At 71.4% G+C, this 22,537-nt stretch carries 21 protein-coding genes, 1 other RNA gene and 1 pseudogene; 12 read left to right on the top strand and 11 right to left on the bottom strand.

What is annotated here, in order from left to right; all coding sequences use genetic code 11:
• The first annotated feature begins 21 nt into the window (after positions 1-21).
• The gene (locus ABIA38_RS10315) at positions 22-765 is read left to right on the top strand and encodes a zinc ribbon domain-containing protein (protein ID WP_424638428.1); all 744 of its coding nucleotides are present in this window, start codon (positions 22-24) and stop codon (positions 763-765) included.
• Entirely contained in the window at positions 762-1,922 is a 1,161-nt protein-coding gene (locus tag ABIA38_RS10310) for a bifunctional RNase H/acid phosphatase (RefSeq protein ID WP_424638215.1), read from the top strand. The genes ABIA38_RS10315 and ABIA38_RS10310 overlap by 4 nt, the downstream gene beginning before the upstream one ends.
• Before the next feature lie 215 nt (positions 1,923-2,137).
• On the opposite strand, the gene rnpB is transcribed toward ABIA38_RS10310, so the two are convergent.
• Positions 2,138-2,547: RNase P RNA component class A (rnpB, locus tag ABIA38_RS10305), an RNA gene on the bottom strand.
• Positions 2,548-2,627: 80 nt separating this feature from the next.
• Positions 2,628-3,848: pseudogene (locus ABIA38_RS10300) on the bottom strand (RNB domain-containing ribonuclease); the annotation flags it as partial.
• Positions 3,849-4,158: 310 nt separating this feature from the next.
• Here ABIA38_RS10300 and yaaA point away from each other — a divergent pair.
• The 3 genes from yaaA to ABIA38_RS10285 all read left to right on the top strand — a co-directional run bounded on the left by yaaA (position 4,159) and on the right by ABIA38_RS10285 (position 6,798).
• Entirely contained in the window at positions 4,159-4,956 is a 798-nt protein-coding gene (gene yaaA, locus ABIA38_RS10295) for a peroxide stress protein YaaA (RefSeq protein ID WP_424638214.1), read from the top strand.
• Between the two features lie 168 nt (positions 4,957-5,124).
• Positions 5,125-5,817, top strand: a complete 693-nt coding sequence (locus ABIA38_RS10290) for a DUF732 domain-containing protein (protein ID WP_424638213.1) — start codon at positions 5,125-5,127, stop codon at positions 5,815-5,817.
• Between the two features lie 291 nt (positions 5,818-6,108).
• A complete protein-coding gene (locus tag ABIA38_RS10285) occupies positions 6,109-6,798 on the top strand; it encodes a bifunctional DNA primase/polymerase (RefSeq protein WP_424638212.1) in 690 nt (229 codons plus the stop codon).
• A gap of 18 nt (positions 6,799-6,816) precedes the next feature.
• Here ABIA38_RS10285 and ABIA38_RS10280 read toward each other — a convergent pair whose 3' ends face one another.
• Together ABIA38_RS10280 and map are read right to left on the bottom strand one after the other, a co-directional pair.
• Entirely contained in the window at positions 6,817-7,776 is a 960-nt protein-coding gene (locus ABIA38_RS10280; protein WP_424638211.1) for a hypothetical protein, read from the bottom strand.
• Between the two features lie 107 nt (positions 7,777-7,883).
• A complete protein-coding gene (gene map, locus ABIA38_RS10275; RefSeq protein WP_424638210.1) occupies positions 7,884-8,732 on the bottom strand; it encodes a type I methionyl aminopeptidase in 849 nt (282 codons plus the stop codon).
• 72 nt (positions 8,733-8,804) lie between these two features.
• On the opposite strand from map, the gene ABIA38_RS10270 reads away from it, so the two are divergent.
• Positions 8,805-9,023, top strand: coding sequence for a hypothetical protein (locus ABIA38_RS10270; RefSeq protein ID WP_424638209.1), 219 nt, complete (start codon positions 8,805-8,807; stop codon positions 9,021-9,023).
• Between the two features lie 92 nt (positions 9,024-9,115).
• On the opposite strand, the gene ABIA38_RS10265 is transcribed toward ABIA38_RS10270, so the two are convergent.
• Positions 9,116-9,538 (bottom strand): DUF1508 domain-containing protein, encoded by a 423-nt coding sequence (locus ABIA38_RS10265; RefSeq protein WP_424638208.1) that lies wholly within the window; start codon positions 9,536-9,538, stop codon positions 9,116-9,118.
• Positions 9,539-9,723: 185 nt separating this feature from the next.
• Between ABIA38_RS10265 and npdG the strand changes: the two genes are divergently transcribed.
• Positions 9,724-10,416: an NADPH-dependent F420 reductase gene (gene npdG / locus ABIA38_RS10260; RefSeq protein WP_424638207.1), complete on the top strand. Its 693-nt coding sequence runs from the start codon at positions 9,724-9,726 to the stop codon at positions 10,414-10,416.
• Between the two features lie 98 nt (positions 10,417-10,514).
• On the opposite strand, the gene ABIA38_RS10255 is transcribed toward npdG, so the two are convergent.
• Positions 10,515-11,123 (bottom strand): NADPH-dependent FMN reductase, encoded by a 609-nt coding sequence (locus tag ABIA38_RS10255; RefSeq protein ID WP_424638206.1) that lies wholly within the window; start codon positions 11,121-11,123, stop codon positions 10,515-10,517.
• A gap of 229 nt (positions 11,124-11,352) precedes the next feature.
• Between ABIA38_RS10255 and ABIA38_RS10250 the strand changes: the two genes are divergently transcribed.
• From ABIA38_RS10250 to ABIA38_RS10235, 4 genes are all read left to right on the top strand, one after another.
• A complete protein-coding gene (locus tag ABIA38_RS10250; RefSeq protein ID WP_424638205.1) occupies positions 11,353-11,544 on the top strand; it encodes a hypothetical protein in 192 nt (63 codons plus the stop codon).
• 207 nt (positions 11,545-11,751) lie between these two features.
• On the top strand, positions 11,752-12,786 hold the full coding sequence (recA, locus tag ABIA38_RS10245; protein WP_424638204.1) for a recombinase RecA: 1,035 nt from the start codon (positions 11,752-11,754) through the stop codon (positions 12,784-12,786).
• A 4-nt stretch (positions 12,787-12,790) separates the two neighbouring features.
• Positions 12,791-13,756, top strand: a complete 966-nt coding sequence (gene recX / locus ABIA38_RS10240; protein WP_424638203.1) for a recombination regulator RecX — start codon at positions 12,791-12,793, stop codon at positions 13,754-13,756.
• Between the two features lie 123 nt (positions 13,757-13,879).
• The gene (locus ABIA38_RS10235) at positions 13,880-15,247 is read left to right on the top strand and encodes an L-serine ammonia-lyase (protein ID WP_424638202.1); all 1,368 of its coding nucleotides are present in this window, start codon (positions 13,880-13,882) and stop codon (positions 15,245-15,247) included.
• A gap of 247 nt (positions 15,248-15,494) precedes the next feature.
• On the opposite strand, the gene ABIA38_RS10230 is transcribed toward ABIA38_RS10235, so the two are convergent.
• Positions 15,495-16,457, bottom strand: a complete 963-nt coding sequence (locus ABIA38_RS10230; RefSeq protein ID WP_424638201.1) for an alpha/beta hydrolase — start codon at positions 16,455-16,457, stop codon at positions 15,495-15,497.
• Positions 16,458-16,600: 143 nt separating this feature from the next.
• Between ABIA38_RS10230 and ABIA38_RS10225 the strand changes: the two genes are divergently transcribed.
• Entirely contained in the window at positions 16,601-17,842 is a 1,242-nt protein-coding gene (locus ABIA38_RS10225) for a hypothetical protein (protein ID WP_424638200.1), read from the top strand.
• Between the two features lie 54 nt (positions 17,843-17,896).
• On the opposite strand, the gene ABIA38_RS10220 is transcribed toward ABIA38_RS10225, so the two are convergent.
• The 4 genes from ABIA38_RS10220 to ABIA38_RS10205 form a co-directional block, all read right to left on the bottom strand.
• The gene (locus tag ABIA38_RS10220; RefSeq protein ID WP_424638199.1) at positions 17,897-19,609 is read right to left on the bottom strand and encodes an FAD-dependent monooxygenase; all 1,713 of its coding nucleotides are present in this window, start codon (positions 19,607-19,609) and stop codon (positions 17,897-17,899) included.
• A 263-nt stretch (positions 19,610-19,872) separates the two neighbouring features.
• The gene (locus tag ABIA38_RS10215) at positions 19,873-20,763 is read right to left on the bottom strand and encodes an amino acid ABC transporter permease (protein ID WP_424638198.1); all 891 of its coding nucleotides are present in this window, start codon (positions 20,761-20,763) and stop codon (positions 19,873-19,875) included.
• Entirely contained in the window at positions 20,760-21,407 is a 648-nt protein-coding gene (locus ABIA38_RS10210; protein WP_424638197.1) for an amino acid ABC transporter permease, read from the bottom strand. The genes ABIA38_RS10215 and ABIA38_RS10210 overlap by 4 nt, the downstream gene beginning before the upstream one ends.
• Positions 21,408-21,571: 164 nt before the next feature.
• Entirely contained in the window at positions 21,572-22,513 is a 942-nt protein-coding gene (locus ABIA38_RS10205; RefSeq protein WP_424638196.1) for a transporter substrate-binding domain-containing protein, read from the bottom strand.
• Between the last annotated feature and the right edge of the window lie 24 nt (positions 22,514-22,537).

The raw sequence follows: 22,537 nt of genomic DNA, 5'->3' as shown, positions 1-22,537 counted from the left end.
ATCGCACCCAAGGAGCCCCCGCTGAACGCCGCGCCCGCCGACCAGCTCCGCCTGCTCGATCTCCAGGCCCTGGACTCGCGAATCGACCTGCTCGCCCACAAGAAGCGCACACTGCCGGAGAACGAGGAGATCGACCGGCTCGGCTCCCGGCTCGCCCGGCTGCGCGACCTCGTGGTCGCCGGCGAGACCGAGGAGAGCGACGCGGCCCGCGACCAGACCAAGGCCGAGCAGGACGTCGACCAGGTCCGCAAGCGCGCCGAACGTGATCAGCAGCGCCTGGACTCGGGCCACGTCACCTCGCCCAAGGACCTGGAGAACCTCCAGCGCGAGGTGGCCTCGCTGGCCAAGCGCCAGGGCGACCTCGAAGAGGTGGTCCTGGAGGTGATGGAACACCGCGAGGAGATCCAGGGCCGGCTGGCCAAGCTGGTCGCCGAACGGGACGAGGCGCAGGCCGCGCGCGACGCGGCCGAATCCCGTCGGGTCGCCGCCGAGGCGGAGATCGACACCGAGGCGACCGCCACCACCAAGCAGCGCGCGGTGATCGCGGCGGCGATCCCGGCCGACCTGATCAAGCTCTACGAGAAGATCCGCGAGCAGTCGCACGGCGTGGCCGTGGCGCCGCTGTTCCAGCGCCGCTGTGAGGGTTGCCGACTCGAGTTGGGGATCACCGACCTCGGCGCGATCCGGGCCGCCGCGGCGGACACGATCGTGCGCTGCGAGAACTGCCGGCGCATCCTCGTCCGCACGGCCGAGTCGGGCCTGTGAGGCTCGTCGTCGAGGCCGACGGCGGTTCCCGGGGCAACCCGGGCCCGGCGGCCTACGGTGCGCTGGTGCGTGACGCCGACACCGGCGAGGTGCTGCACGAGGTGGCCGAGGCGATCGGCGTGGCCACGAACAATGTGGCCGAGTATCGGGGCCTGATCGCCGGGCTCACCGCCGCGCACACCATCGACGCGACGGCGAGCGTCGAGGTGCGGGCCGACTCCAAGCTCGTGGTCGAGCAGATGTCGGGCCGCTGGAAGATCAAGCACGCCGACATGCGCGACCTGGCGGCCAAGGCCCGGGGCATCTTTCCGCCCGGGCAGGTCGCCTACACCTGGATCCCCCGGGAGCGGAACAAGCACGCCGACCGACTGGCCAACGAGGCGATGGACGCGGCAGCCAAGGGCCGCCCGTGGACCCCGCAGAACTCGACGGCCTTCGCCACGCCCCGCGCCCAGGCGCCGGTCGCGCCGGTCGCCGACGCGCCGGTGACCACCAAGGTCCGCCCCACCGCGCCCGGTTGGGGTCCGGACCTGGGCCGCCCGACCACGTTGGTGCTGCTGCGGCACGGCGAGACCGTACTCACCCCGCAGAAGCGCTTCTCCGGCACCGGCGCCGATCCGGACCTGTCCGAGCGCGGCCGGTGGCAGGCCGCGCGCGCGGCCGAGACGCTCGCCGAGCGGGGCACCATCGAGGCGATCGTGTCCTCGCCGCTGAGCCGCTGCCGGCAGACCGCCGACGCGGTCGCGCAGCGGCTCGGACTCGAGGTGCGCGAGGAACCGGGCTTCCGGGAGACCGACTTCGGCGCGTGGGAGGGGCTGACCTTCGCCGAGGCGCGCGAGCAGACCCCGGACGCGCTGGACGCGTGGCTGACCTCCGCCGACGCGGCCCCGCCCGGCGGCGAGAGCTTCACCGAGGTGGCCCGCCGGGTCGAGGTGGCCCGGGACAAGACGATCGCCCGATACCCCGGGAAGACCGTCCTGGTGGTCACCCACGTGACGCCGATCAAGACCCTGGTCCGGATCGCGCTCGGCGCGCCGGCGGAGTCGATGTTCCGGATGGAGCTGTCCGCGGCCGCGATCAGCGCGGTCCAGTGGTGGTCGGACGGCAACGCCTCACTGCGGGTGTTCAACGAGACCGCGCACCTGCGCGGCGCGTGACATCGGGCGGCGCGGATCGAACAAGGGTTTGACCCCGCCGCCGCGATGTGGCATAGTCGGAACTGCCTTCAGCGTGCCCGCCAGTAGGATTCCGGGCGGAACACGCGGAGGACCAAACTTTCGAAAGCCCCGAGCCCTGAGCGTTCAACAGCCCAGGCCGGGGCTTTCGTGTTGTCACGTCCCGTCTTGTCGGACGGGGCCGAAGGCGAAGGCGGCGGATGAGTCGGCCTCTACGCCGGGTTCTGTCTCCCGGGAGCCTTGCGGCGCCCGGGGAGGCGGCCATCCATCTACGACTGCCGTTGCCGACAGCCTCCAGCGGTCTACCCGCGAACTCGGGCGGGCCGCCCTCGAACGTTCGCGCAGAGCACGTTCTACGGTGCTCCTCTTGACCTTGCTCCGGGTGGGGTTTACCTAGCCGCCCGAGTCACCTCGGGCGCTGGTGGTCTCTTACACCACCGTTTCACCCTTACCGATCGTCCGAGGACGCCGGCGGTCTGTTTTCTGTGGCACTGTCCCGCGGGTCACCCCGGGTCGGTGTTACCGACCACCCTGCCCTGTGGAGCCCGGACGTTCCTCGGCGGAACCCTCCGAGGAGGAATCCCGACGCGACCGCCCGGCCGACTCATCCGCCGTGTCGGTCAGTCTAGCGGGAGCAAACCGCACCCTTCGCCGCACGTCGTTCGCCTCGGTCAGGCGGACCCGGACCCGCTCGCCCAGGCCCAGACCCGGTCCGTCGAAGCGGGCCCGGACGGCCGGTTCGGCGAGTTGTACCGTGCCGCCGTCACCACGCTCGTTCAGATCCACCACCACCGCGTCGAACTCGTCGCCGACGTGGTCGGCCAGGACCACCGCCTCGACCAGGGCCACCGCCTCGCGCTCGACCTCGTGCGCCCGCCGGTCGCCGGTCTCCATCGCCTTGGGCAACTCGTACAGCCGGGCGCCCACCCACTCCGGCACCTCGGTACCACCCACCAGGGACACGCAGATCTCGCCCGCATAGCGATCGACCAGGCGCCGCAACGGCGCTGTCACATGGGCGTACTCGTCGGCCACCGCGGCGTGCCGGGCCTGCTCCGGGGCGCCCGCGTCGAACGCGGTGTAGCCCGCGCCGCGCAGCAGCCCGGTGGCCTCCTGGAGGAAGGCCGCATGGCGGGGATTGTCCGGATCCAGCGAGCGGATCACCGCACCGTAGGTGCCGCCCTCGGGCCAGGCCACGTCCAGCGCCCGGCCGACCCGGCGGACCTGGGCCAGCGCGTCCGGCGGCGGCTCGGGCAGGGTGCGCAGGATGCCGATGCCCGCCTGGGTCATCAGATCGGCGGCGGCGATGCCGGTGAGCAGCGAGATCTGCGCGTTCCATCCCTCCGCCGGGATCGGCGCGCGGTATTCCAGCCGCCAGGTGTCGCCGTGCTCGACGATCTCCTGCTCGGGGATCGGCAGGCTCACCCCGCCGCGATCGCTCTCGCGCGCCTCGCGCAGCCGGCCGATCTCGGCGAGCAGCGCCAGCGGCTTTTCGGCGGTGCCGGCCTCGATGGTGTGCTGCACCCGGGCGTAGTCGAACCGGGCCCGCGAGCGCACCAGCGCGCGGAAGACGTCGGTGCCGACCAGGTCGCCGGCCTCGTCCAGATCGAGCACCCACACCAGCGCGGGCCGGTCCTGGCCGGGGAGCAGGCTGGCCGCCGCCTCGGACAGGGTCGGCGGATGCAGTGGGATGCGCTCGTCGGGGAGGTAGAGGGTCTCCACCCGGCGCATCGTCTCCGCGTCGAGCGCACCGCCCGGGGTGACCCAGGCCGCCACGTCGGCGATCGCGTAGTGCACCCGGTAGCCGGCGCCGCGGCGGACCAGGTGCATCGCCTGGTCCAGGTCCAGGGATTCGGCCGGATCGATGGTCAGGAAGGGCAGTTCGGTCAGGTCCCGGCGGGCGAACACCGGCCCGCGCCGGGCCGCCGCGTCCGCCTCCGCCAGGACCTCCGGGGTGAACGGGCCGGGCAGCCCCAGATCCGCGCGCAGCCGGGTGAAACCGGCGCGAAGGCGATCACCGTCGGCGGACCTGATGTGGAGATGGCGACGAGGCACGGATCGAGCTTAGGAAAGATCCGCTTCGGTGCACAGGACTTTGACGGGGACTTTCACGGCTATTCGCCCGCGCGCCCGGGGCCGCCGCGACACGATCGGCACGGGTCGGCCCCATAAACTTGATCGGCCCCCCGATCCGCCCGCGCCGCTTGGAGTCCCGCCCGTGCTCGTGTTGTTGCCGCCCTCCGAGGGCAAGGCCGCTGCGGGGGCGGGCCACGCGCTCGATCTCGCGGGTCTTTCGATGCCGGAACTGAACTCCGTGCGGCGGCAGGTGCTCGATTCGTTGATCACCCTGTGCGAGGGCGACGAACGCAAGGCGCTCGAGGTGCTCGGGCTCGGTCCGAAGTTGCACGGCGAGGTGCTGCGCAATCTCGATCTGCGCGAGGCGCCGGCGCTGCCGGTGGCCAAGCTCTACACGGGTGTCCTCTACGACGCACTCGACCTGCCCTCGCTCACCGGCGCCGCCGCGGCCCGCGCGGCCGGGTCGATCCTGGTCTTCTCCGGCCTGTGGGGCGCGCTGCGGCCGACCGACCGGGTGCCGCCGTATCGCTGCTCGATGGGCGTGCGGCTGCCGGGCATCGGCGCGCTCGCGGGGCAGTGGCGCGCGGTGATGGCGCCGGTGTTGCCCCGGCTCGCGGGCGAGGAGTTGGTGCTCGACCTGCGCTCGGCGGCCTACGGCGCGGCCTGGAAGCCGGCCGGCGCGGTGGCCGCGCGCACCGCGACCGTGCGGGTGCTGCACGAGCGGATCGTGGACGGGGTGGCCAAGCGCTCGGTGGTGAGCCACTTCAACAAGGCGACCAAGGGCCGGGTGACCCGCGATCTGCTGGTCTCCGGCGCCGAACCGCGCAACCCGGCCGAACTGGCCGACGCGCTGCGCGAACTGGGTTGGACGGTGGAGACCGCCGAACCCAAGCAGGGCGGCACCCCATGGGCACTGGACATCGTGGTCGCCGCGGTCTGAGCGCACCGGGCCGGTTGCCGCGGCACGAAATGCATTTGACAACGGCCGGGTGCTTCATGACCATGGCGCTCCTCTCCGCAGGCAGAAAACAAAGCATTTCGTCCTACTTTCGGATGATCCGTGCGTCGTGCCCGGCGGAGTCGACGATCCGACATTCATGGGGGATGAGTGAGTTACCCGCCGCCGCCCGGCCAGGACCCGTACCAGCCGCCCGGCCAACCGCAGTACGGACAGCAGCCCTACCCGGGTCAGCCGCAGCCGTACCCCGGCCAGTACCAGCAGCCGCCGCAGCCGGCGTACCCGCCCGGCCAGTACGGCCCGCCGCAATACCCGGGCGGCTACCCGCAGGGCGGCGGCTACCCGCCGCCGCAGCGCAGCCGCAAGGGCCTGTGGATCGGCCTCTCCGTGGTCGCGGTGCTCGCGATCGTCGGCACGCTCGTCGCGATCGGGCTCTCCGGCGGCGACGACAAGAAGAAGGACGTGGCGTCGAGCAGCAGCGCCGTGCCCGGCGCGCCGACACCGAGCGCGAAGAGCTCGTCCGGGTCGTCGAGCGCGCCTCGGACCGGCGGCGCGCAACCGCCCACGTCCCCCGTGCGGACCGAGGACGGCGGCGACCCGCCGGTCGGCAACACCCAGCAGAAGCAGTATCTCGACCTGGCCCGCAACATGGTGCCCAGCCTCAAGTCGAAGTCGGACGCCGAGCTGATCGCCCTGGGCAAGGGCATCTGTTCGGACCTCAGGGCGGGCAAATCCTTCCAGGAGCTGGCCATGGCGCAGCCCGACCCGGGGTCCTGGGCGATGGCGGGCGGCCTCGCCGTCGGCGGCCTGTGCCCGGACCAGCGGAGCAAACTGAAGGGCTGACGTCGAGCCCGATCAACGGGCCGACGCCGCACCGCGAGCGCCCCGTTCCCGACTTTCGGGAACGGGGCGCTCGTCGTTGCGGGCGGCACAACGAACCGAAGCGATCCGCGATGTACATTTCTCGCGGGCTCGCGGTGCTCCGCTCGTACTGTTTCGATCACCTCCGAACCCGGTCGGCACATCGACTGGGGCGACCCGCGATGATGGGGATTGCCCGGACCGGTCTCTCGCGTTGTATTACGCACAGGCGCCGGGTGGGCGCGCACGAACGCACGCGGAAGAAGGGGTTCCATGGAGCGAATGGGCAGAATGGCCGGATGGCTGCGCCGTCGACCGCGTGAGGATCCGGACACCGTTCGCGACCGGCGGGCCGGACTGCTCATGGACCTGGTCGAACGCGGTTGGCCCGTCTGTCCGGCGGCGCACCCGGTGGGCTTCGGTTGTTCGTGCGACCGGGTGGGTTGTCCGGCGCCGGGCATGCACCCGGTCTCCTTCGCCTGGCAGACCCAGGCGTCCACCGATCCGGTCCAGGTGGCGCGCTGGCTGGAGTTGTATCCGGAGGCCAACTTCGTCACCGCGACCGGCGCCGGCCACGACGTGCTGGACGTACCCGCGGCAGCCGGCGAGATCGCCCTCGCGGCATTCGCCGAGCAGGGCATCGAGATCGGCCCGGTGGCCTCCTGCGGGCCCGAGCGCACGTTGTTCTTCACCGCGACCCGAGGCACCCCCGCCGACGAGGACGAGTGGTGGCCCTGCGAGTTGGACTGCCATCCCGAGACGCTGGACGCGCACCCGGGGCTGCGCTGGCACTGCCGGGGCAGCTATGTGCTCGTGCCGTCCTCGCAACACCCCTCGGGGCAGGCGGTGCGCTGGATCCGCGGCCCCGAACTGCCGCTGCCCGATCCGCTGCGGGTGCTCGACGTACTCACCGACGCGTGCGACACGGTGGGCGCGACGGCCGGCGACGTGCGCTGGATGTAGCCGGCCCGCCCCCGCGTCCTATTCGCCGTCCGCGCCGACCAGGCCGTACATCCACCCGACCAACTGCACCTTGCCACCGGCCTTGGGCACCACCGCGACGTATTCCGAGAGCCGGTGCTCGGTGACCGACCGGGTCGGCTTGCCGGACAGGAAGGCCAGCGTCGAGGCGTCCACGTCGCCGAGTCGGCGCGGCGGCTGCACGGTGAGCTTGATGCTGTGCTGGAGTGCGAAGAGCACCAGCGCGCCGCCGTCCTTCGTGCGCAGCGCGAGCGCCGGGAACTGGCCCGCCGCGCTGTCCACGGTCTGCCGGACGAAGCCCTCGCCGATCGGATCGTCGCGCTGCTTGCGCAGTTGCGCGGTATACGGGTCGGGCCCGAACAACTCCGCGCGGGTCCGGCCGTCCTTGAGGAACTCGGCGAGCGCGGGCGCCAGTTCGCCCGGCGCGACGGCCGGCCCGGACGCCGTCGGGGGGAGCGCCGCCAGGTAGCCGTCCCGGTCCCGCTTCAGCTCGGGCAGCGGATTTTGCAACGTCGGCCCCCACGCGGCCTGCCACACCGCGTCCGGGCCGGCCCGCAGGAACACCAGCAGTTGCGGCTTGGCGTTGTTGAAGTTGGGCGTGCTCTGTACGGCGAACCACTTGGGCCAGCCGATCACCTTGGGGATCAGGAACTCGGGCCGCTCGTGGCTGATCGGTGCCTTGCCCAGATCGCCGCGCGGGTCGGTGAAGCTCAGGATCCGCAGCCCGGCCTGGTCGAGCGCGCCCAGCGAGCCGGTCTCGACGCGGGCGTTGAGCGGGAGATCGCGGTTCGCGTACGCCTGGTTGTTGCGTACCTCGTAGTCGTGCAGCACCTTGGCGGCGGCGCGCTTGTCCAGGGCCTCGACGGGGGTGCCGGAGCCGTTGACGCTGACGCAGCCGGTCGCGGCGAGCGCGGTCACGAGCAGGGCGGCGGTCGCGGCCACCGCGCGGGATATGCGCATCGGTACTCGGCAACTCTTCCGGGGGAGCGGGCAGGAGGAGAACTCGCGAAACCTTACTGCCCACGCCCCGCACCCCGTACGGCAGCGCGCCCGCCCGCCGCGGCCGGCTACCCGATCGTCAGCACCTCGGCGCCGGTGTCGGTGACGACCAGCGTGTGCTCGAACTGCGCGGTGCGCCTGCGGTCCTTGGTGACCACGGTCCAGCCGTCGTCCCACATGTCGTAGTCGTGGGTGCCCAGGGTCAGCATCGGCTCGATGGTGAAGGTCATCCCGGGCTCCATCACGGTGGTCGCCCGCTCGTCGTCGTAGTGCGGGATGATCAGGCCGGAGTGGAACGAGCTGTTGATCCCGTGGCCGGTGAAGTCGCGGACCACGCCGTAGCCGAAGCGCTTGGCGTAGGACTCGATGACCCGGCCGATCACGTTGATCTGCCGACCCGGCCGAACCGCCTTGATGCCCCGGTTGAGCGCCTCGCGAGTGCGCTCGACCAGCAGCTTCGACTCCTCGTCCACGTCGCCGACGAGGTAGGTCGCGTCGGTGTCGCCGTGCACGCCGCCGATGAACACGGTCACGTCGATGTTGACGATGTCGCCGTCGCCGAGCCGGGTGGTGTCCGGGATGCCGTGGCAGATCACCTCGTTGATCGAGGTGCAGATGGTCTTCGGGAAGCCCCGGTAGCCCAGGCAGGACGGATAGGCGTGGTGGTCGAGCACATACTCGTGGGCGACCTTGTCCAGCGCGTCGGTGGTCACCCCGGGCGCGATCTGCGCCGCGGCGGCCTCCATCGCGCCCGCCGCGATCCGCCCGGCGACGCGCATCCGCTCGATCGTCTCGGCGTCCTGCACCTCGGGCCCGGTGTACGGGGTGGGCGCCGGCTTCCCGACATACTCCGGCCGCGGGATGTCGGCGGGAACGGAGCGGATGGGGGTCGGCTTACCGGGTACGAGAATCGCCATAACCAGCGAGTGTAGCCGGCGCCGTGACCGAGGCACCGACGAGCGGTACATCGAGTGGGCGGAGGACGGGCCGTGAAGTTCAGACTGTGGCGCAAACCCCAGGGGCGCGCCGGCGAGTGGTACTACTGCATCCGGCACGGCAAGGTCGAAGAGGGCCAGGAATGTCCGGCCCGCGACCGCCTCGGGCCGTACGCGACCCGCCGGGAGGCGGCAAACGCGCTGGAGACCGCCAAGACCCGCAACCAGGTGTGGGAGAACGACCCCAACTGGAACGACCCCGGCCGCCGCTGATTCGCCGCGGGTCGCCGGGGTCGGGCCGGAAACGTTTTTCGGAGGGCACACACCAACCCCCTCCGCCCGGGATCGGGCGGAGGGGGTTTCGGTCAGGCGCGGGACTTGACCGGGGTGCGCTTTCGCCTGGCGGTCGGTTTGCCGGCCGATACCGCCTTTCGGGTACGGGTCGCGGCCGGCTTGGATTTGGCTACGGCCTTTCGGGTTGTCGCGGGTTTGCCGGTGCTCTTCCTCGATACCGCCTTTCGGGGTGCCGAGGTGTTCTTGCGGACCGCGCCGGCGCGTTTGGCGACGGTTCGGCCGACCGGGGTCTTCCGGGGCGCGGACGCGGTCTCGACCGTGTGGTCCTCGACCAGTTCGGTGTCGCCGTTGCGCTGGATGTAGCGCAGCGCGGTGAGCGCCTCGCGCTTGGTTTCATAGGCCGAGGACTTGATGATCGGCGAGCCGTTGGCGGCGGTCAGCACGAAGCCGAACCTGCCCGAGCGTCCCTTGCTGACAATGAATTTGGCCGGCACTTGCGTCTCCTTGAGAGGGCGAAGAGAAAGTTTTCTCCTCCACGGAAACATGGTTCGTCCCGGTTGTCATATATAAGTGCTATTTCGGAGTGAATCGACCTCCTCAGTCGAAAACCACTGTGACCTCGACTGCATCCGGGCGTGGACCGGTGTCCTGCACGGTTTCGGCCGGCAGGATCGCGGCCATGACATCCCCCTCGTCCCCCAAGCGCGACCCGCGTGACCTGCCGAACATCGACGACCTGGTGGTGGGCGTCCTCGGCGGCACCGGCGAGCAGGGCCGCGGCCTCGCCTACCGCCTCGCCGTCGCCGGCCAGAAAGTGATCATCGGCTCGCGCAGCGCCGAGCGCGCCGGGTCCGCCGCCGCGGAGCTGGGCGCCGGTGTGCGCGGCGCCGACAACGCCACCTGCGCGGCCGAGAGCGACATCGTGATCATCGCCGTCCCGTGGGAGGGGCACCGCGAACTGCTGCTCTCCCTCACCGGCGAGCTGGCGGGCAAGATCGTCGTCGACTGCGTGAACCCGATGGGCTTCGACAAGCAGGGCGCGTTCGTGCTCGACGTCGCGGAGGGCAGCGCCGCCCAGCAGGCCGCCGCGCTGCTCCCCGACTCCGCCGTCACCGCCGCGTTCCACCACGTCTCCGCGGTGCTGCTGCTCGACCCGAATGTGGAGTCCCTCGACACCGACATCATGGTGCTCGGCGACGAGCGCGAGGCCACCGACGCGGTGCAGGCGCTCGCGTCGCGGATCCCCGGCATGCGCGGGGTCTACGCCGGTCGGCTGCGCAACGCGCGTCAGGTGGAGGGGCTCACCGCCAACCTGATCTCGACCAACCGCCGCTACAAGGCGCACGCCGGACTGCGGATCACCGACGTGTGAGCCGCGCCCGACCCCCGGCGCGCCGGGCGAAACCACGAGTGGCCCCGGACATCGGATGATGTCCGGGGCCACTCGTCGGTTCGCCGCCGACCGGGGGATCAGGCCAGCGACGCGGTCCAGGTGCCGAGCGGGCGGGTGACCAGCTCGCCGGCGCCGTTGTCGATCGCGTCCTGGAGACCGGCCAGCACGTGGGTGACCATGCCGGCGGTGGCCGGGTCGGTGAGCACGTGCTGTACGTCGGCCTCGACGCCCAGGCGGGTGTGCACCTCGGGGACGGAGATCTCCGGGCCGGAGACGACGAAGTTGTTCAGGTCCCGGAGCAGGGCCTTGAGCTGGATCAGCGCGCGGATGCCGCCCTGGACGCCCGGCGAGGCGGAGATCGCGACGATGGACTTGCCCGCCAGGACGCCCTGCGCGTACGGGCGCGAGGCCCAGTCCAGGGCGTTCTTGAGTACGCCCGGCAGGCTGCGGTTGTACTCGGGGGTGGCGATGATCAGGCCGTCGGCCTCGGCGATCGCCTCGCGCAGCCGGACCACGGCGGCCGGCGGGTTGGCCTCCAGGTCCTGGTTGAAGTGCGGCAGTTCGTCCAGGCCCTTGTACACCTCGATCTGCATGCCCTCGGGCGCGAACGGCTGGAAGGCGTTCAGCAGCGCGGTGTTGAACGACTCGGCACGCAGCGAACCGGAGATGGCGAGGATGCGAGACATGGGGTCCTCCGTGAATGGCGGGCGAAGCGAAGTGGTGTTGTTGAACGTTTAACAATGTAGCGCGAGCTTGTTGCGGTTTCAACTTCCGGGTGCGATCGGCACTCCCGGCCCGAGGTCCGGTGCGGCCGGGCGGTGCCGGCGGATGGCGCGACGGGGGCCACAATGGAGCCGCGTCGCGCCCGATCCGCCCGCGACCGATCCCGGTCCGCACCCGTCTGGAGCCCCCGCCATGCCCCGCATCGTCGTCCTCGCCGTGATCGTGTGCGTGCTCGCGCTCGCCGCCGCCGTGGTGGCCTTCGTCGGCGGAAGCTGGCTCGGCGTCCCGTTCGTGCTGCTCGCCGCGCTGGACGGGAACATCGCGTTCTACTACGTGCGCCGGCAGCGCGTGCGCCGCTCGCGCGAGCTCGCCGCCCAGGGCTGAGCCCGTCCCGTCTTGCCCATCGGGCGTCCCTGGTAAGGGTGGACGCCGTCGATCGGTGGCGTGTCGGCATCGAATTCGAACAAAGGTTCGAGCTACGCTTCGACCCGAAGTTGTCCACAGGCGTGCGCCGGTCGTGCCTGCGTGTCGGTGCGACGGGTTAGCGTTCAAGGTGTGAAGCGAACACCACAGACCGGCAAGGCGGCAGGCATGGCAGGACAGGATCGCGAGAAGGCGCTGGAAAACGCCCTCGCCCAAATTGAACGACAGTTCGGGAAGGGTTCGGTGATGCGTCTCGGCGACGAGGCGCGCGCACCGATCGAGGTCATTCCCACCGGCTCGATCGCGCTCGACGTGGCGCTCGGCATCGGCGGCCTCCCGCGCGGCCGGGTCGTGGAGGTATACGGCCCGGAAGGCTCCGGCAAGACGAGCCTCGCGCTGCACGCCATCGCGAGCGTCCAGCGGGCCGGCGGCATCGCGGCGATCGTCGACGCCGAGCACGCGCTCGACCCCGACTACGCGAAGAAGCTCGGCGTCGACACCGATGCGCTCCTGGTCTCCCAGCCGGACACCGGCGAGCAGGCGCTGGAGATCGTCGACATGCTCACCCGCTCCGGCGCGGTGGACATCATCGTCATCGACTCGGTGGCGGCGCTCGTGCCGCGCGCCGAGATCGAGGGCGAGATGGGCGACTCGCACGTCGGCCTCCAGGCCCGACTGATGAGCCAGGCGCTCCGCAAGATCACCGGTGCGCTCAACCAGACGAACACCACCGCGCTGTTCATCAACCAGCTGCGCGAGAAGATCGGCGTGATGTTCGGTTCGCCGGAGACCACGACCGGTGGCCGCGCGCTGAAGTTCTATGCGTCCGTGCGACTGGACATCCGGCGGATCGAGACGCTCAAGGACGGCACCGAGGCGGTCGGCAACCGCACCCGGGTCAAGGTCGTCAAGAACAAGCTCGCGTCGCCGTTCAAGCAGGCGGAGTTCGACATCCTCTACGGCATCGGGATCAGCCGTGAGGGCGGCCTGATCGACATGGGTGTCGAGCAGGGCTTCGTGCGCAAGTCCGGTGCCTGGTACACGTACGAGGGCGACCAGCTCGGCCAGGGCAAGGAGAACGCGCGCAAGTTCCTCAAGGACAACCCCGACCTCTCCGACGAGATCGAGAAGAAGATCAAGGAGAAGCTCGGGGTCGGCCCGCGGGTCGACGTGCCTGCGGAAGCGGAACCCGAGGAGGGCTGAGCCCGTGGGTCGCCCTGCCGGCGAGTGGTCGAACACGTGGGGAGACGGAGCCGAGGCGGGCCCCGTCCCCCCACCTGTCGACGCCGCCGAACTGCGGGCCGCGCTGGCGGCGGTCGCCGCGCGTGCCGCGACGGGCGATCGGGCCGCGGGCGGTGGTGCCAAGCGCGGTGCCGCACGTCGTGCGGGCACGACGCGCCGCGACTCGGGGGAGCGCGACGCGGGCGAGTACGGCCACGACCATGATTCCCACCCGATGGACGACGGCTCGGGGGCCGGCGACCCGGGCGAGGGCGAGCGGGGCGCCGGGCGGCGGTCCGCAGCCGGTCGAGCCGGGCGCGCCGGGCAGGATCGGCGGGACAGGCAGGGCGGGCGGGCCGGGACTCGGGGCCGGACCCGTCGCGACGAGCAGGACCCGGACGGCGACGCCGCGCCCGAACCACCGGCGGATCCGGAGGCCACCGCGCGGGCGATCTGCCTGCGCCTGTTGACCGGCCGGGCCCGCACCCGGGCCCAACTGGCCGACGCGCTGCGCCGTCGTGAGGTGCCCGACGAGGTCGCGGAACACGTGCTCGGCCGATTCACCGACGTCGGCCTGATCGACGACACCGCGTTCGCGGGCGCGTGGGTCGACACCCGGCACACCGGCAAGGGGCTGGCCCGCCGGGCGCTGGCCCGCGAGCTGCGGCAGCGCGGGGTGGACGCCGTCGTGGTCGACGAGGCGGTCGGCCGACTCGACCCGGAGCAGGAGCTGGAGACCGCCCGGGCCCTGGTGGCCCGACGCCTGCCGGGCACGCGCGGCCTGGACCGGGACAAGCGGATCCGCAGGCTGGCGGGCATGCTCGCGCGCAAGGGCTACGGCGAGGGACTGGCGATCCGGGTGGTCCGCGACGCCCTCGACCAGGAAGCCGAGACCGACGCGGCCGGCGACGAGTCCGAGACCCCTTGGCAGGTCTGGGACGGGCCGGCCTGATCCGGCCCACCGTGGCTTCGATCGGTGACCTAGCCTGGGAGCGTTGTCCGGGCCGTCGGGCCGCCACAAGCGCGTCCCTCGGCACGTTCGCGTCCCAGCCGTCCGCTTGAAGGGCCATCCGCCTTGGCGATCAGTGTGTTCGACATGTTCTCGATCGGGATCGGCCCGTCGAGCTCCCACACGGTGGGCCCCATGCGTGCCGCGCGGATGTTCGCGCAGCGGCTCAAGACCGAGGGCGTCCTGGACCGGGTCGCCTCCGTCCGGGTCGAGCTGTTCGGCTCCCTGGGCGCCACCGGGCACGGGCACGGCACCCCGCGAGCGGTGCTGCTCGGCCTGGAGGGCTACGCGCCGCGCACCGTCGACCCGGAGGAGGTCGAACCGGAGCTGGCCCGGATCCGCGCATCGGGCCAACTGCGGCTGCTCGGTGTGCAGGACATCGCCTTCGACGGCGACCGCGACCTGGTGCTGCACCGGCGCAAGACGTTGCCCTACCACGCGAACGGGATGACCGCGTGGGCGCGCGACGCGGACGGCACCGAGCTGCTGACCAAGACCTACTACTCGGTGGGCGGCGGTTTCGTGGTGGACGAGGACGCGGTGGGCGCGGATCGGGTCAAGCCCGACGACACCGTGCTGCGCCACCCGTTCCGGACCGGCGACGAGCTGCTTCGGCTGACCCGGGAGACCGGGCTCTCGGTCTCCGCGCTGATGCTGGAGAACGAGAAGGCGTGGCGCACCGAGGCGGAGATCCGCGCCGAACTCCTGGAGATCTGGCAGGTGATGCGCGCGTGTGTGGAGCGCGGCCTGGCCACCGAGGGCATCCTGCCCGGCGGCCTGAAGGTCCGCCGCCGGGCCTCGCGGACCGCCCGCACGCTGCGTGCCGAGGGGGATCGGCCCACGCACGCGATGGAGTGGGTCACCCTGTGGGCGATGGCGGTCAACGAGGAGAACGCGGCGGGCGGCCGGGTGGTCACCGCGCCCACCAACGGCGCCGCCGGGATCATCCCGGCCGTGCTGCATCACTATGTGGCCACCGTGCCCGGCGCGGACGACGACGGCATCGTGCGCTTCCTGCTCGCCGCCGGGGCGATCGGCATGTTGTTCAAGGAGAACGCGTCGATCTCCGGCGCCGAGGTCGGCTGCCAGGGCGAGGTGGGCTCGGCCTGCGCGATGGCCGCCGGCGGTCTGGCGGAGGTCCTGGGCGGCACCCCGGAGCAGGTGGAGAACGCCGCCGAGATCGGCATGGAGCACAACCTCGGACTCACCTGCGACCCGGTCGGCGGCCTGGTCCAGATCCCGTGCATCGAGCGCAACGGGATGGCCGGCGTCAAGGCGGTCACCGCCGCCCGGCTGGCGCTGCGCGGGGACGGTCGGCATCACGTGTCGCTGGACAAGGTGATCAAGACCATGAAGGAGACCGGCGCGGACATGAAGACCAAGTACAAGGAGACCGCCCGCGGCGGGCTCGCGGTCAACATCATCGAGTGCTGAGTCGCCCCCGACCCTGCTCGATCTCGTTCGATCAAAAACGGCAAGAATCCTGATCAAAGTCCGGCGCAGGGGTGGCCGGATTCGATCATGCACGTCACACTTGGATGGTCCGCGCGCCGGATGTTTCTGCTGTCGCCCGAAGGCCGTGGACCTGTGGCCGTCCCGCCGAGCGCAAGCCCGACGGGACGGCCGCCGCATGTTCGGGGTCGGGCGCGGGGCGGGGTGAGGCGGCCCCGAGCCGACCCGGTCAGCCCAGCGTGCGTCGGAGGAACGCGGCGATCGTCGAACGGTGCTCGCGCGCCTGCGGCAGCAGCGCGGTCAACTCGCCGGCGCCGTGCACGAAGCCGTCCTGTCGGGTGGCCTGGACCGGGACGCCGGCCTCGGCCAGGCGCTTCGCGTACTCCTCGCCCTCGTCGCGCAGCGGGTCGTACTCGCCGGTGAGCACCAGCGCGGCGGGCAGCCCGGCGAGGTCCTCGGTGAGCAGCGGCGAGGCCAGCGGATCGGTCCGCTCGCTGCGCGGGCTGGTCAGGTAGAGCTGGACGGCGTGCTCCAGGTCGGCGCGGGTGAGCAGGTAGCCCTCGCCGTTCTCGGCCACCGACTTCCGGGACAGGGTCAGGTCCAGGATCGCGCCGTCGAGGACCTGGGCGAGCGGGGTCGGCTGTCGGCGGTCGCGCAGCATGATCGTGCAGGCCGCGGCCAGGTTGCCGCCCGCCCCCGAGCCGCCGATGGCGACCTTGTCCGCGTTGACCCCGAGTTGGAAGGCACGCTCCTGGACCCAGATCCACGCGGCGTACACGTCCTCCAGGGGCCACGGGAACTTGAACTCGGGCGCGAGGCGATACTCGACCGAGATCACCACCGCGCCGCTCTCGGCGGCGATGTGTGCGCAGTGGGCGTCGGCGTCGGCCACCGCGCCATGCCACCACGCGCCGTCGTGCAGGTACACGTAGCCTGGACGACCGCCCCTCGGGGCGGCACCGGCCGGCGTGTACACGCGGGCGGTGATCTTGCCCGGTTCGGGCTCCTTGACGGTGATGCTCACATCCCGCGTCGTGACGCCTTCCGGCGCGGGCTCGGCGAACGCGAGGATGGACGTCTGTAGACCTTTGTTCGACGCGGTACGGCGCTCCGCCAGGGGCAGGTCGGCCGGAAGGGGCGGCGCGGCGGCGACAGCGTCGAGAATCGGCTGGATCTGCGGTGCGACGGGCATGCGACTCCTCCGAACGGATTACGAAGCAGCACAGTAGAACTTCACGCCCGGAGTTGACAGAGCGTCAGACACCGGGCGCGTGACATAGGCCACACAGAAAGTGCACGAAGGGCGTCAACCGTGTCAGTTGTCCCCTGCGTTCCATGGACGAACCCACTGAGGAGTACGCGTTGACCGTCATCGACGAGCCCCGGATACCCGGCGCGCCGCCCGCCGGCCCGGGTCGGGGCGCTCTCGACGAGAACACGTCGGGGCCCCGGTCGTTCGCGGAGCGCGGCGCCCGTCTGCTGTGGCCGCCGCTGGCGGTATACGCGGGCACGGCGGTGCTGCAACTGCTCGTGCTGTCGTGGATGATCCCGCCGGGCGGCCCGAGCCTGCGCGACCGCCTGCTGCAGTGGGACGCGCACTGGTACGTCGACGTCGCCGCGCACGGCTATCCGGACAGCTTCACGTACACCCCCGAAGGCGATCTGACCGGGAACACGCTCGCGTTCTTCCCGCTGTATCCGGGCCTGGTCCGGATCGTGCACTACCTCACCGGCACCGACTACGAGACGGCCGGCCTGATCGCCGGACACCTGGCCACCTGCGTCGCGTTGTGCGTGCTCTACGTGCTGATGGCGCGCCTGTACGACCGGCGCGCGGCGCTGGTGATGACCGTCCTGGTGGGCGGCGCCCAGCCGATGTCCGTGGTGTTCTCGATGGCCTACAGCGAGACGTTGTTCCTGGCCCTCGCGGCGGGCACGCTGCTGGCCGCGCATCGCAAGGCCTGGTTGACCGCAGGGCTGCTCGCGTGTCTGACCAGCGTGACCCGGCCGGCCGGGATCGCGGCGATCGCCGCGCTCGGGGTGGCCGCGCTGCTCGAGATGTGGCAGCACCGGCGGGTCCTGTACCGCCCGCTGGTCGCGAGTGTGCTCGCGTGTGTGGGGATGCCGCTCTACCTGCTGTGGGTGGGCAACCGGCTCGGGCAGATCGACGCGTGGTTCACCATCCAGGACGCCGGGTGGGGTACCAAGTGGGACAACGGCGACGCGGTCTGGCACTTCCTGACCGACACGCTGCGCAACGGGGACCAGTGGATAGCGGTGAGCACCGCGGTGCTGATCATCGCCGCCGTGATCGGCTCGCTGGTCGCGCTGAATCGACGGATCTGGCCGCCGCTGGCGGTCTACGGCCTGTCCATCCTGGTGATGACGCTGTGCCAGAGCAACTACTACCACTCCAAGCTGCGGCTGATGATCCCCACGCTGCTGTTCTTCGTACCGTTGGCGACGGTGCTCGCGCGGGCGCGGACGAAGACGGCGGTGCTGGTGCTCGGCGGGATGTGTCTGTTCGGGATGTGGTACGGCGCGTACATGTTGACCACCTGGCACTACGGGATCTGACCCGTACCGTGCTCGGCCGCCGGACGGGCCCTGCTCGGCCCGTCCGGCGGGTGGTCAGTGACCGGCTCCGCGGGCCCGGTCGATGGCCTCCTCCATGATGTCCAGCTGCTCCGGAGGAAGGTGCGCGGCCAGGTAGCCGTCGGGGCGGATCAGCAGGATCGTGTGCGCGCCGGCGCCCGGGTACTCGGGGGTGACCACCAGCTCGGCCGGTGCGGCGAGCTTGTCCAGGCGGGCGCGCAGTCGTGGCATCAGGCCCGCCTCGCGCCAGCGGTCGCCGTGCCACACCTCTATGCCCGGGGCGATCAACAGCACCACCAGGCCCCGATCCAGACACTCGGTCAGCCAGCCGTCGGCGCCGTCCGCACGCACCACCGGGACGTCGCGGATCCACTCGCCCACCCCCGGGCCCGGGGTGAGCAGCGGTGAGCCGGTGTAGTCCGGGCCCGAGGTGCTCGCCGCCGGGCCGCGCGGGTCCAGCCGGCGCAGCGTGGTGCCCTTGCCGCGCGCGCCCATCAGGGTCAGTCGGCGGCCGACCTTCTGCGCGGGGCTCGCGGGGGCCAGGAAGTGCAGCGCGTCCTCGCCGAGAGCCAGCCGGCGGCGGGCCGCGCCGCGGCGTTCGCCGTGGTACGTCTCCAGGAGCCGGATCGGCGCGTAGCCGCGCAGGGTGAAGGCCAGCTTCCAGGCCAGGTTGCGCACGTCCTGGAGGCCGAGTTCGACCGCGTCGGCGGCGGATGGGTGGACCAGGTGCGCGGCGTCCCCCGCGAGCAACACCCGGCCGACCCGAAATCTTCGGGCCAGCCGCTGATGCACCTCGTACTCGCCGCTCCACAGCAGGTCGTGCGCGGGCTCCTCGGCGGCGGTGTCGCCGTCGGCGGAGAGCGCGTCCAGGGCGCGCAGCACCGAACGCACCCGGGCGGAGACCCGCTTGGGGTCGGCCAGGTCGCCGGTCACCGGGATCACCCGGGTTTCCTCGGCGGCCTTGGCCACGCCGTGCGCCATCGGCAGTTGCCAGGTCAGCCGCCATACGTCGTCCGGCAGCGGCTGGGCGAGCACCGTGCCGCCGCGGTGGAACGGCGGGTCGACGAACAGCTGGGGGGTGGCCGGGCCGCCGGTGTCGGGGGCCGCGGGCTCGTCGGCGAGCGAGGGATCCGGCGGTACCAGCGAGGTGGCGGTGCCGCGGCGCGGCAGCCGTACCTTCACGTCCGCGCACAACAACCGGTCCACCCGCGGCCGGCCGGGGAAGCGCACGTCCACCGCGCGGCGCACCACCGAGCGGGCCCCGTCGCAGGCCACCAGCCACTGCGCCCGAAACTTGACCGGGCCGCCGGGGCCGCGAGCGTGCACGGTGACCGAGGTCTCGTCCTGTGCGACGCCGTCGATCCGGTGCCGCCACGCGGTGGTCACCAGGGGGCTCGCGTGCGCGGCGTCCAACAGGGCACGTTCCAGGCGCTGTTGGGAGAGCCCGTAACGGACGGGGGCGTCGGGCTCGTCGACCGGCTGCGGCACGTCGCGACCTCGGCGGCGGATCCGCTGTACGCCCCACGGTTCGGCGGCACCGTCGAGCCGGGTGCCGGTCAGGTCGTAGACGAAGGCCAGCGTCGCGGCGTCCAGACCGCATGCGCGCGAGCCGGCCCGGGGCGTGCCGTTGCCCGAGTCGAGCACGACCGAGCGCACCCCGCGCCCGGCCAGCGCCAGTGCGGCGGCCAGTCCGGCGGGCCCGGCGCCCGCGATGATCACCGAGTCCGCGCGCGGCACATTGCCCGCCATCGTGGCCCCCCAAGTGTTGCAAGACGTGTCGTACTCGTCGCCCATCATCCGGCACCGGGGCCCTTCGACGACAAAGCGACGCCCCGCGGGTGGGGTCACCGCGGGGCGTCGGTCGTGGGTGGCGCCGCTGCCGGGTTCGGCAACGTGCCTGCCCGGGAGCCGGGTTCGGGGTGATCGGCGAGGCGAGCAGGCCCGCCGGGCCGGGTGCCATGCCGGGTGCCGCCCCGGCGACTCACCGAAGGCGGCACCCGTGTGGCGAGGGGTCAGACGGCCATCGCGTCCCGGGGCAGGGCCGCCGGGCCCGCCCCCGCGGTCGCCGCGGCCGGCGGCTTGCCCTTGCGGGAGGTGCGCAGCCTGCGTTCCAGCCAGGTCGCCAGGGCCGACAGGATCATGCACATCGCGATGTAGATCGTGCCGACGATGATGGTGACCGGGATGAACGGCATGTTGTAGTCCTGGTAGCCGCCGATCAGCTTGGCCGCCGCGAGCAGTTCCGGGTAGGTGATCAGGAAGCCGAGCGAGGTGTCCTTGAGGGTCACCACGATCTGGCTGATGATCGTCGGCAGCATGGTGCGGATGCCCTGTGGGACCAGGATCAGCGTCATCACCTGGGTCTTGCGCAGGCCCAGCGCGTAGGCCGCCTCGCTCTGCCCCCTGGGCACGGCCAGGATGCCGGCCCGGATGTTCTCCGCCTGCACGGTGCCGTTGTAGATGGTCAGGCCGACCACCAGCGGCCACAGCGGTTCCCACTTCCACCAGCCCTGACTGGCGGGCACCAGGTAGAGCATGAAGATCAGTACGAGCAGTGGCATCGCGCGGAAGAAGGTGACGAACGTGGTCGAGGCCCAGCGCACGATCCGGTGATCGGAGAGCCGGCCCGCGGCCAGGAACGCGCCGAGCACGATGGAGAACACCGCGGCCAGCGCGAACGCCTTGAGCGTGGCCTTGAGGCCGTCGAAGATGAACTGCTGGACCCCGCTGTACTGGAACGGGTCCCACTTGGCCGACTCGAACTGGCCGGTGTCGTCGAACCGGACGATCACGAAGACCAGGAAGCCGGCCAGGGCCAGGCTGCCGAGTACGCCGACGATCAGGTTGCGCCGCCGGGCCCGGGGACCGGGTACGTCGAACAGCACGCTCGCTTCGCGGCTCATCGGACCACCGCCAGCTTCTTCTCGAGCGCGGCGAGGCCCGCGCTCATGGTCAGGGTGATGATCAGGTAGCCGACCGCGATCCACAGCAGGACCCACACCGCCTTGTAGCCGTTCTCCACCATCTCCGACCTCGTGCCCATGAGTTCGGTGACGTTGAAGGCGCTGGCGATGGCCGAGTTGCGGACCATCGCGATCAGCAGGCTGCCGATCGGCGGGACCGCCGCCCGACCGGCCTGCGGCAGCACGATCTGGCCCAACGTCTGGGTGAAGGACATGCCCAGGCTGCGGGCCGCCTCGGCCTGGCCGATCGGCACGGTGTTGATGCCCGAGCGGATCGCCTCGCAGATGAACGCGGCGGTGTAGGTGCTCACCGCGATGACCGCGAACTCGAAGAAGGAGAAGTTGAATCGCAACTTCGGGAAGCCGAGTGCGACGAAGAAGAAGATCAGCGTCAGGGGGGTGTTGCGAAAGAGCGTGACGTAGGCGGTGCCGAACCAGCGCAGCGGCGGTACCGGCGAGACCCGACACGCGGCTATCAGCGTGCCGAGCAGAAGCGACACGATCCCACAGACGACGGTCAGCTTGAGCGTCCCGACGAAGCCGTGCCACAAGAGATCCCAGTTGTCCTGGATCACCTCGAGCATCGTGATCGAGCCCTCCTCTCCGTGATCGTGGGTTCAGGGGTGGGGTGGCTGCCCGATCCCCCGTACGTGTGCGGTGGGGACGGGAGGGGTCGCGCGCCGGCCGGTCCCGGGGGAGCCGGGACCCGCCGACGCGCGCGACCGCGGTGGGTCGGTACTGCGGCCGGTCAGTAGCGGACGAGCGCCGGGATGGCCGGGGCGGCCGAGCCGGACAGACCGAGCGTGGCGTCGTAGGCCTTCTTCCAGTCGCCGTTCTTCTCGTGCGCCTCGAGCGCGTCGCTGACCGCGTTGCGGAAGGTCGCGTCGTCCTTGTTCAGGCCGACGCCGTAGTTCTCGACGGTGAACGGGTCGCCGACCACCTTGAGCGAGCCGGGGTCCTTGGCCGCGTAGCCCTTGAGGATCGCGTCGTCCGTGGAGACCGCGTCGACCTGGTTGGACAGCAGGCTCTCGACACACAGCGAGTAGGTGTCGAAGGCCCGGGTGGTGGTGTCCGGGAAGTTGGCCTGCAGGTTCTGCAGCGGGGTCGAACCCTTGGCGGAACACACCGTCTTGCCCTTGATGGTGTCCTTGCCGGTGATCGAGGTCTCGCTCTTGCGGACCAGGAGGGACTGGCCGGCGATGTAGTACGGGCCCGCGAAGGACACCTGCTGCTTGCGCTTGTCGGTGATGCTGTAGGTGCCGACGTAGTAGTCGATGTCGCCGTTGACGAGCGCGTTCTCCCGGTTGGTCGAGGCGATCGCCTTGAACTCGATCTTGTCCGGGCCGAAGCCGAGGTCGGCCGCGATCATCTTGGCGATCTCGATGTCGAAGCCGGAGACCTTGCCGGTGGCCGGGTCCTTGGAGCCGAGGAAGGGCTGGTCCTCCTTGGCGCCGACGATCAGCTTGCCGCGCGACTTGGCCGCGTCGAAGGTCTTCGAGCCGGTGATCGCCACATCGGCCTTCGCGGTGTACGTGGGCAGTTCGGCCTTGGCCGCGCCCGGCGCGCCCGGCGAACCACCGGTGCCCGCGGCCGGCGTCTTGGCCTCGGGCGAACCGCTCTTGCCACACGCGGTACCGAACAGGGCGAGCACGGCGATGCCGGCGACCGCCACGGATGAGCGCATCTTCATGTCAACGTCCTTGTGGGAAAAGGG

The organism is Embleya sp. AB8 (assembly GCF_049739465.1).
Taxonomy (GTDB): domain Bacteria; phylum Actinomycetota; class Actinomycetes; order Streptomycetales; family Streptomycetaceae; genus Embleya.
This window is presented reverse-complemented; position numbering and strand designations above follow the sequence as displayed.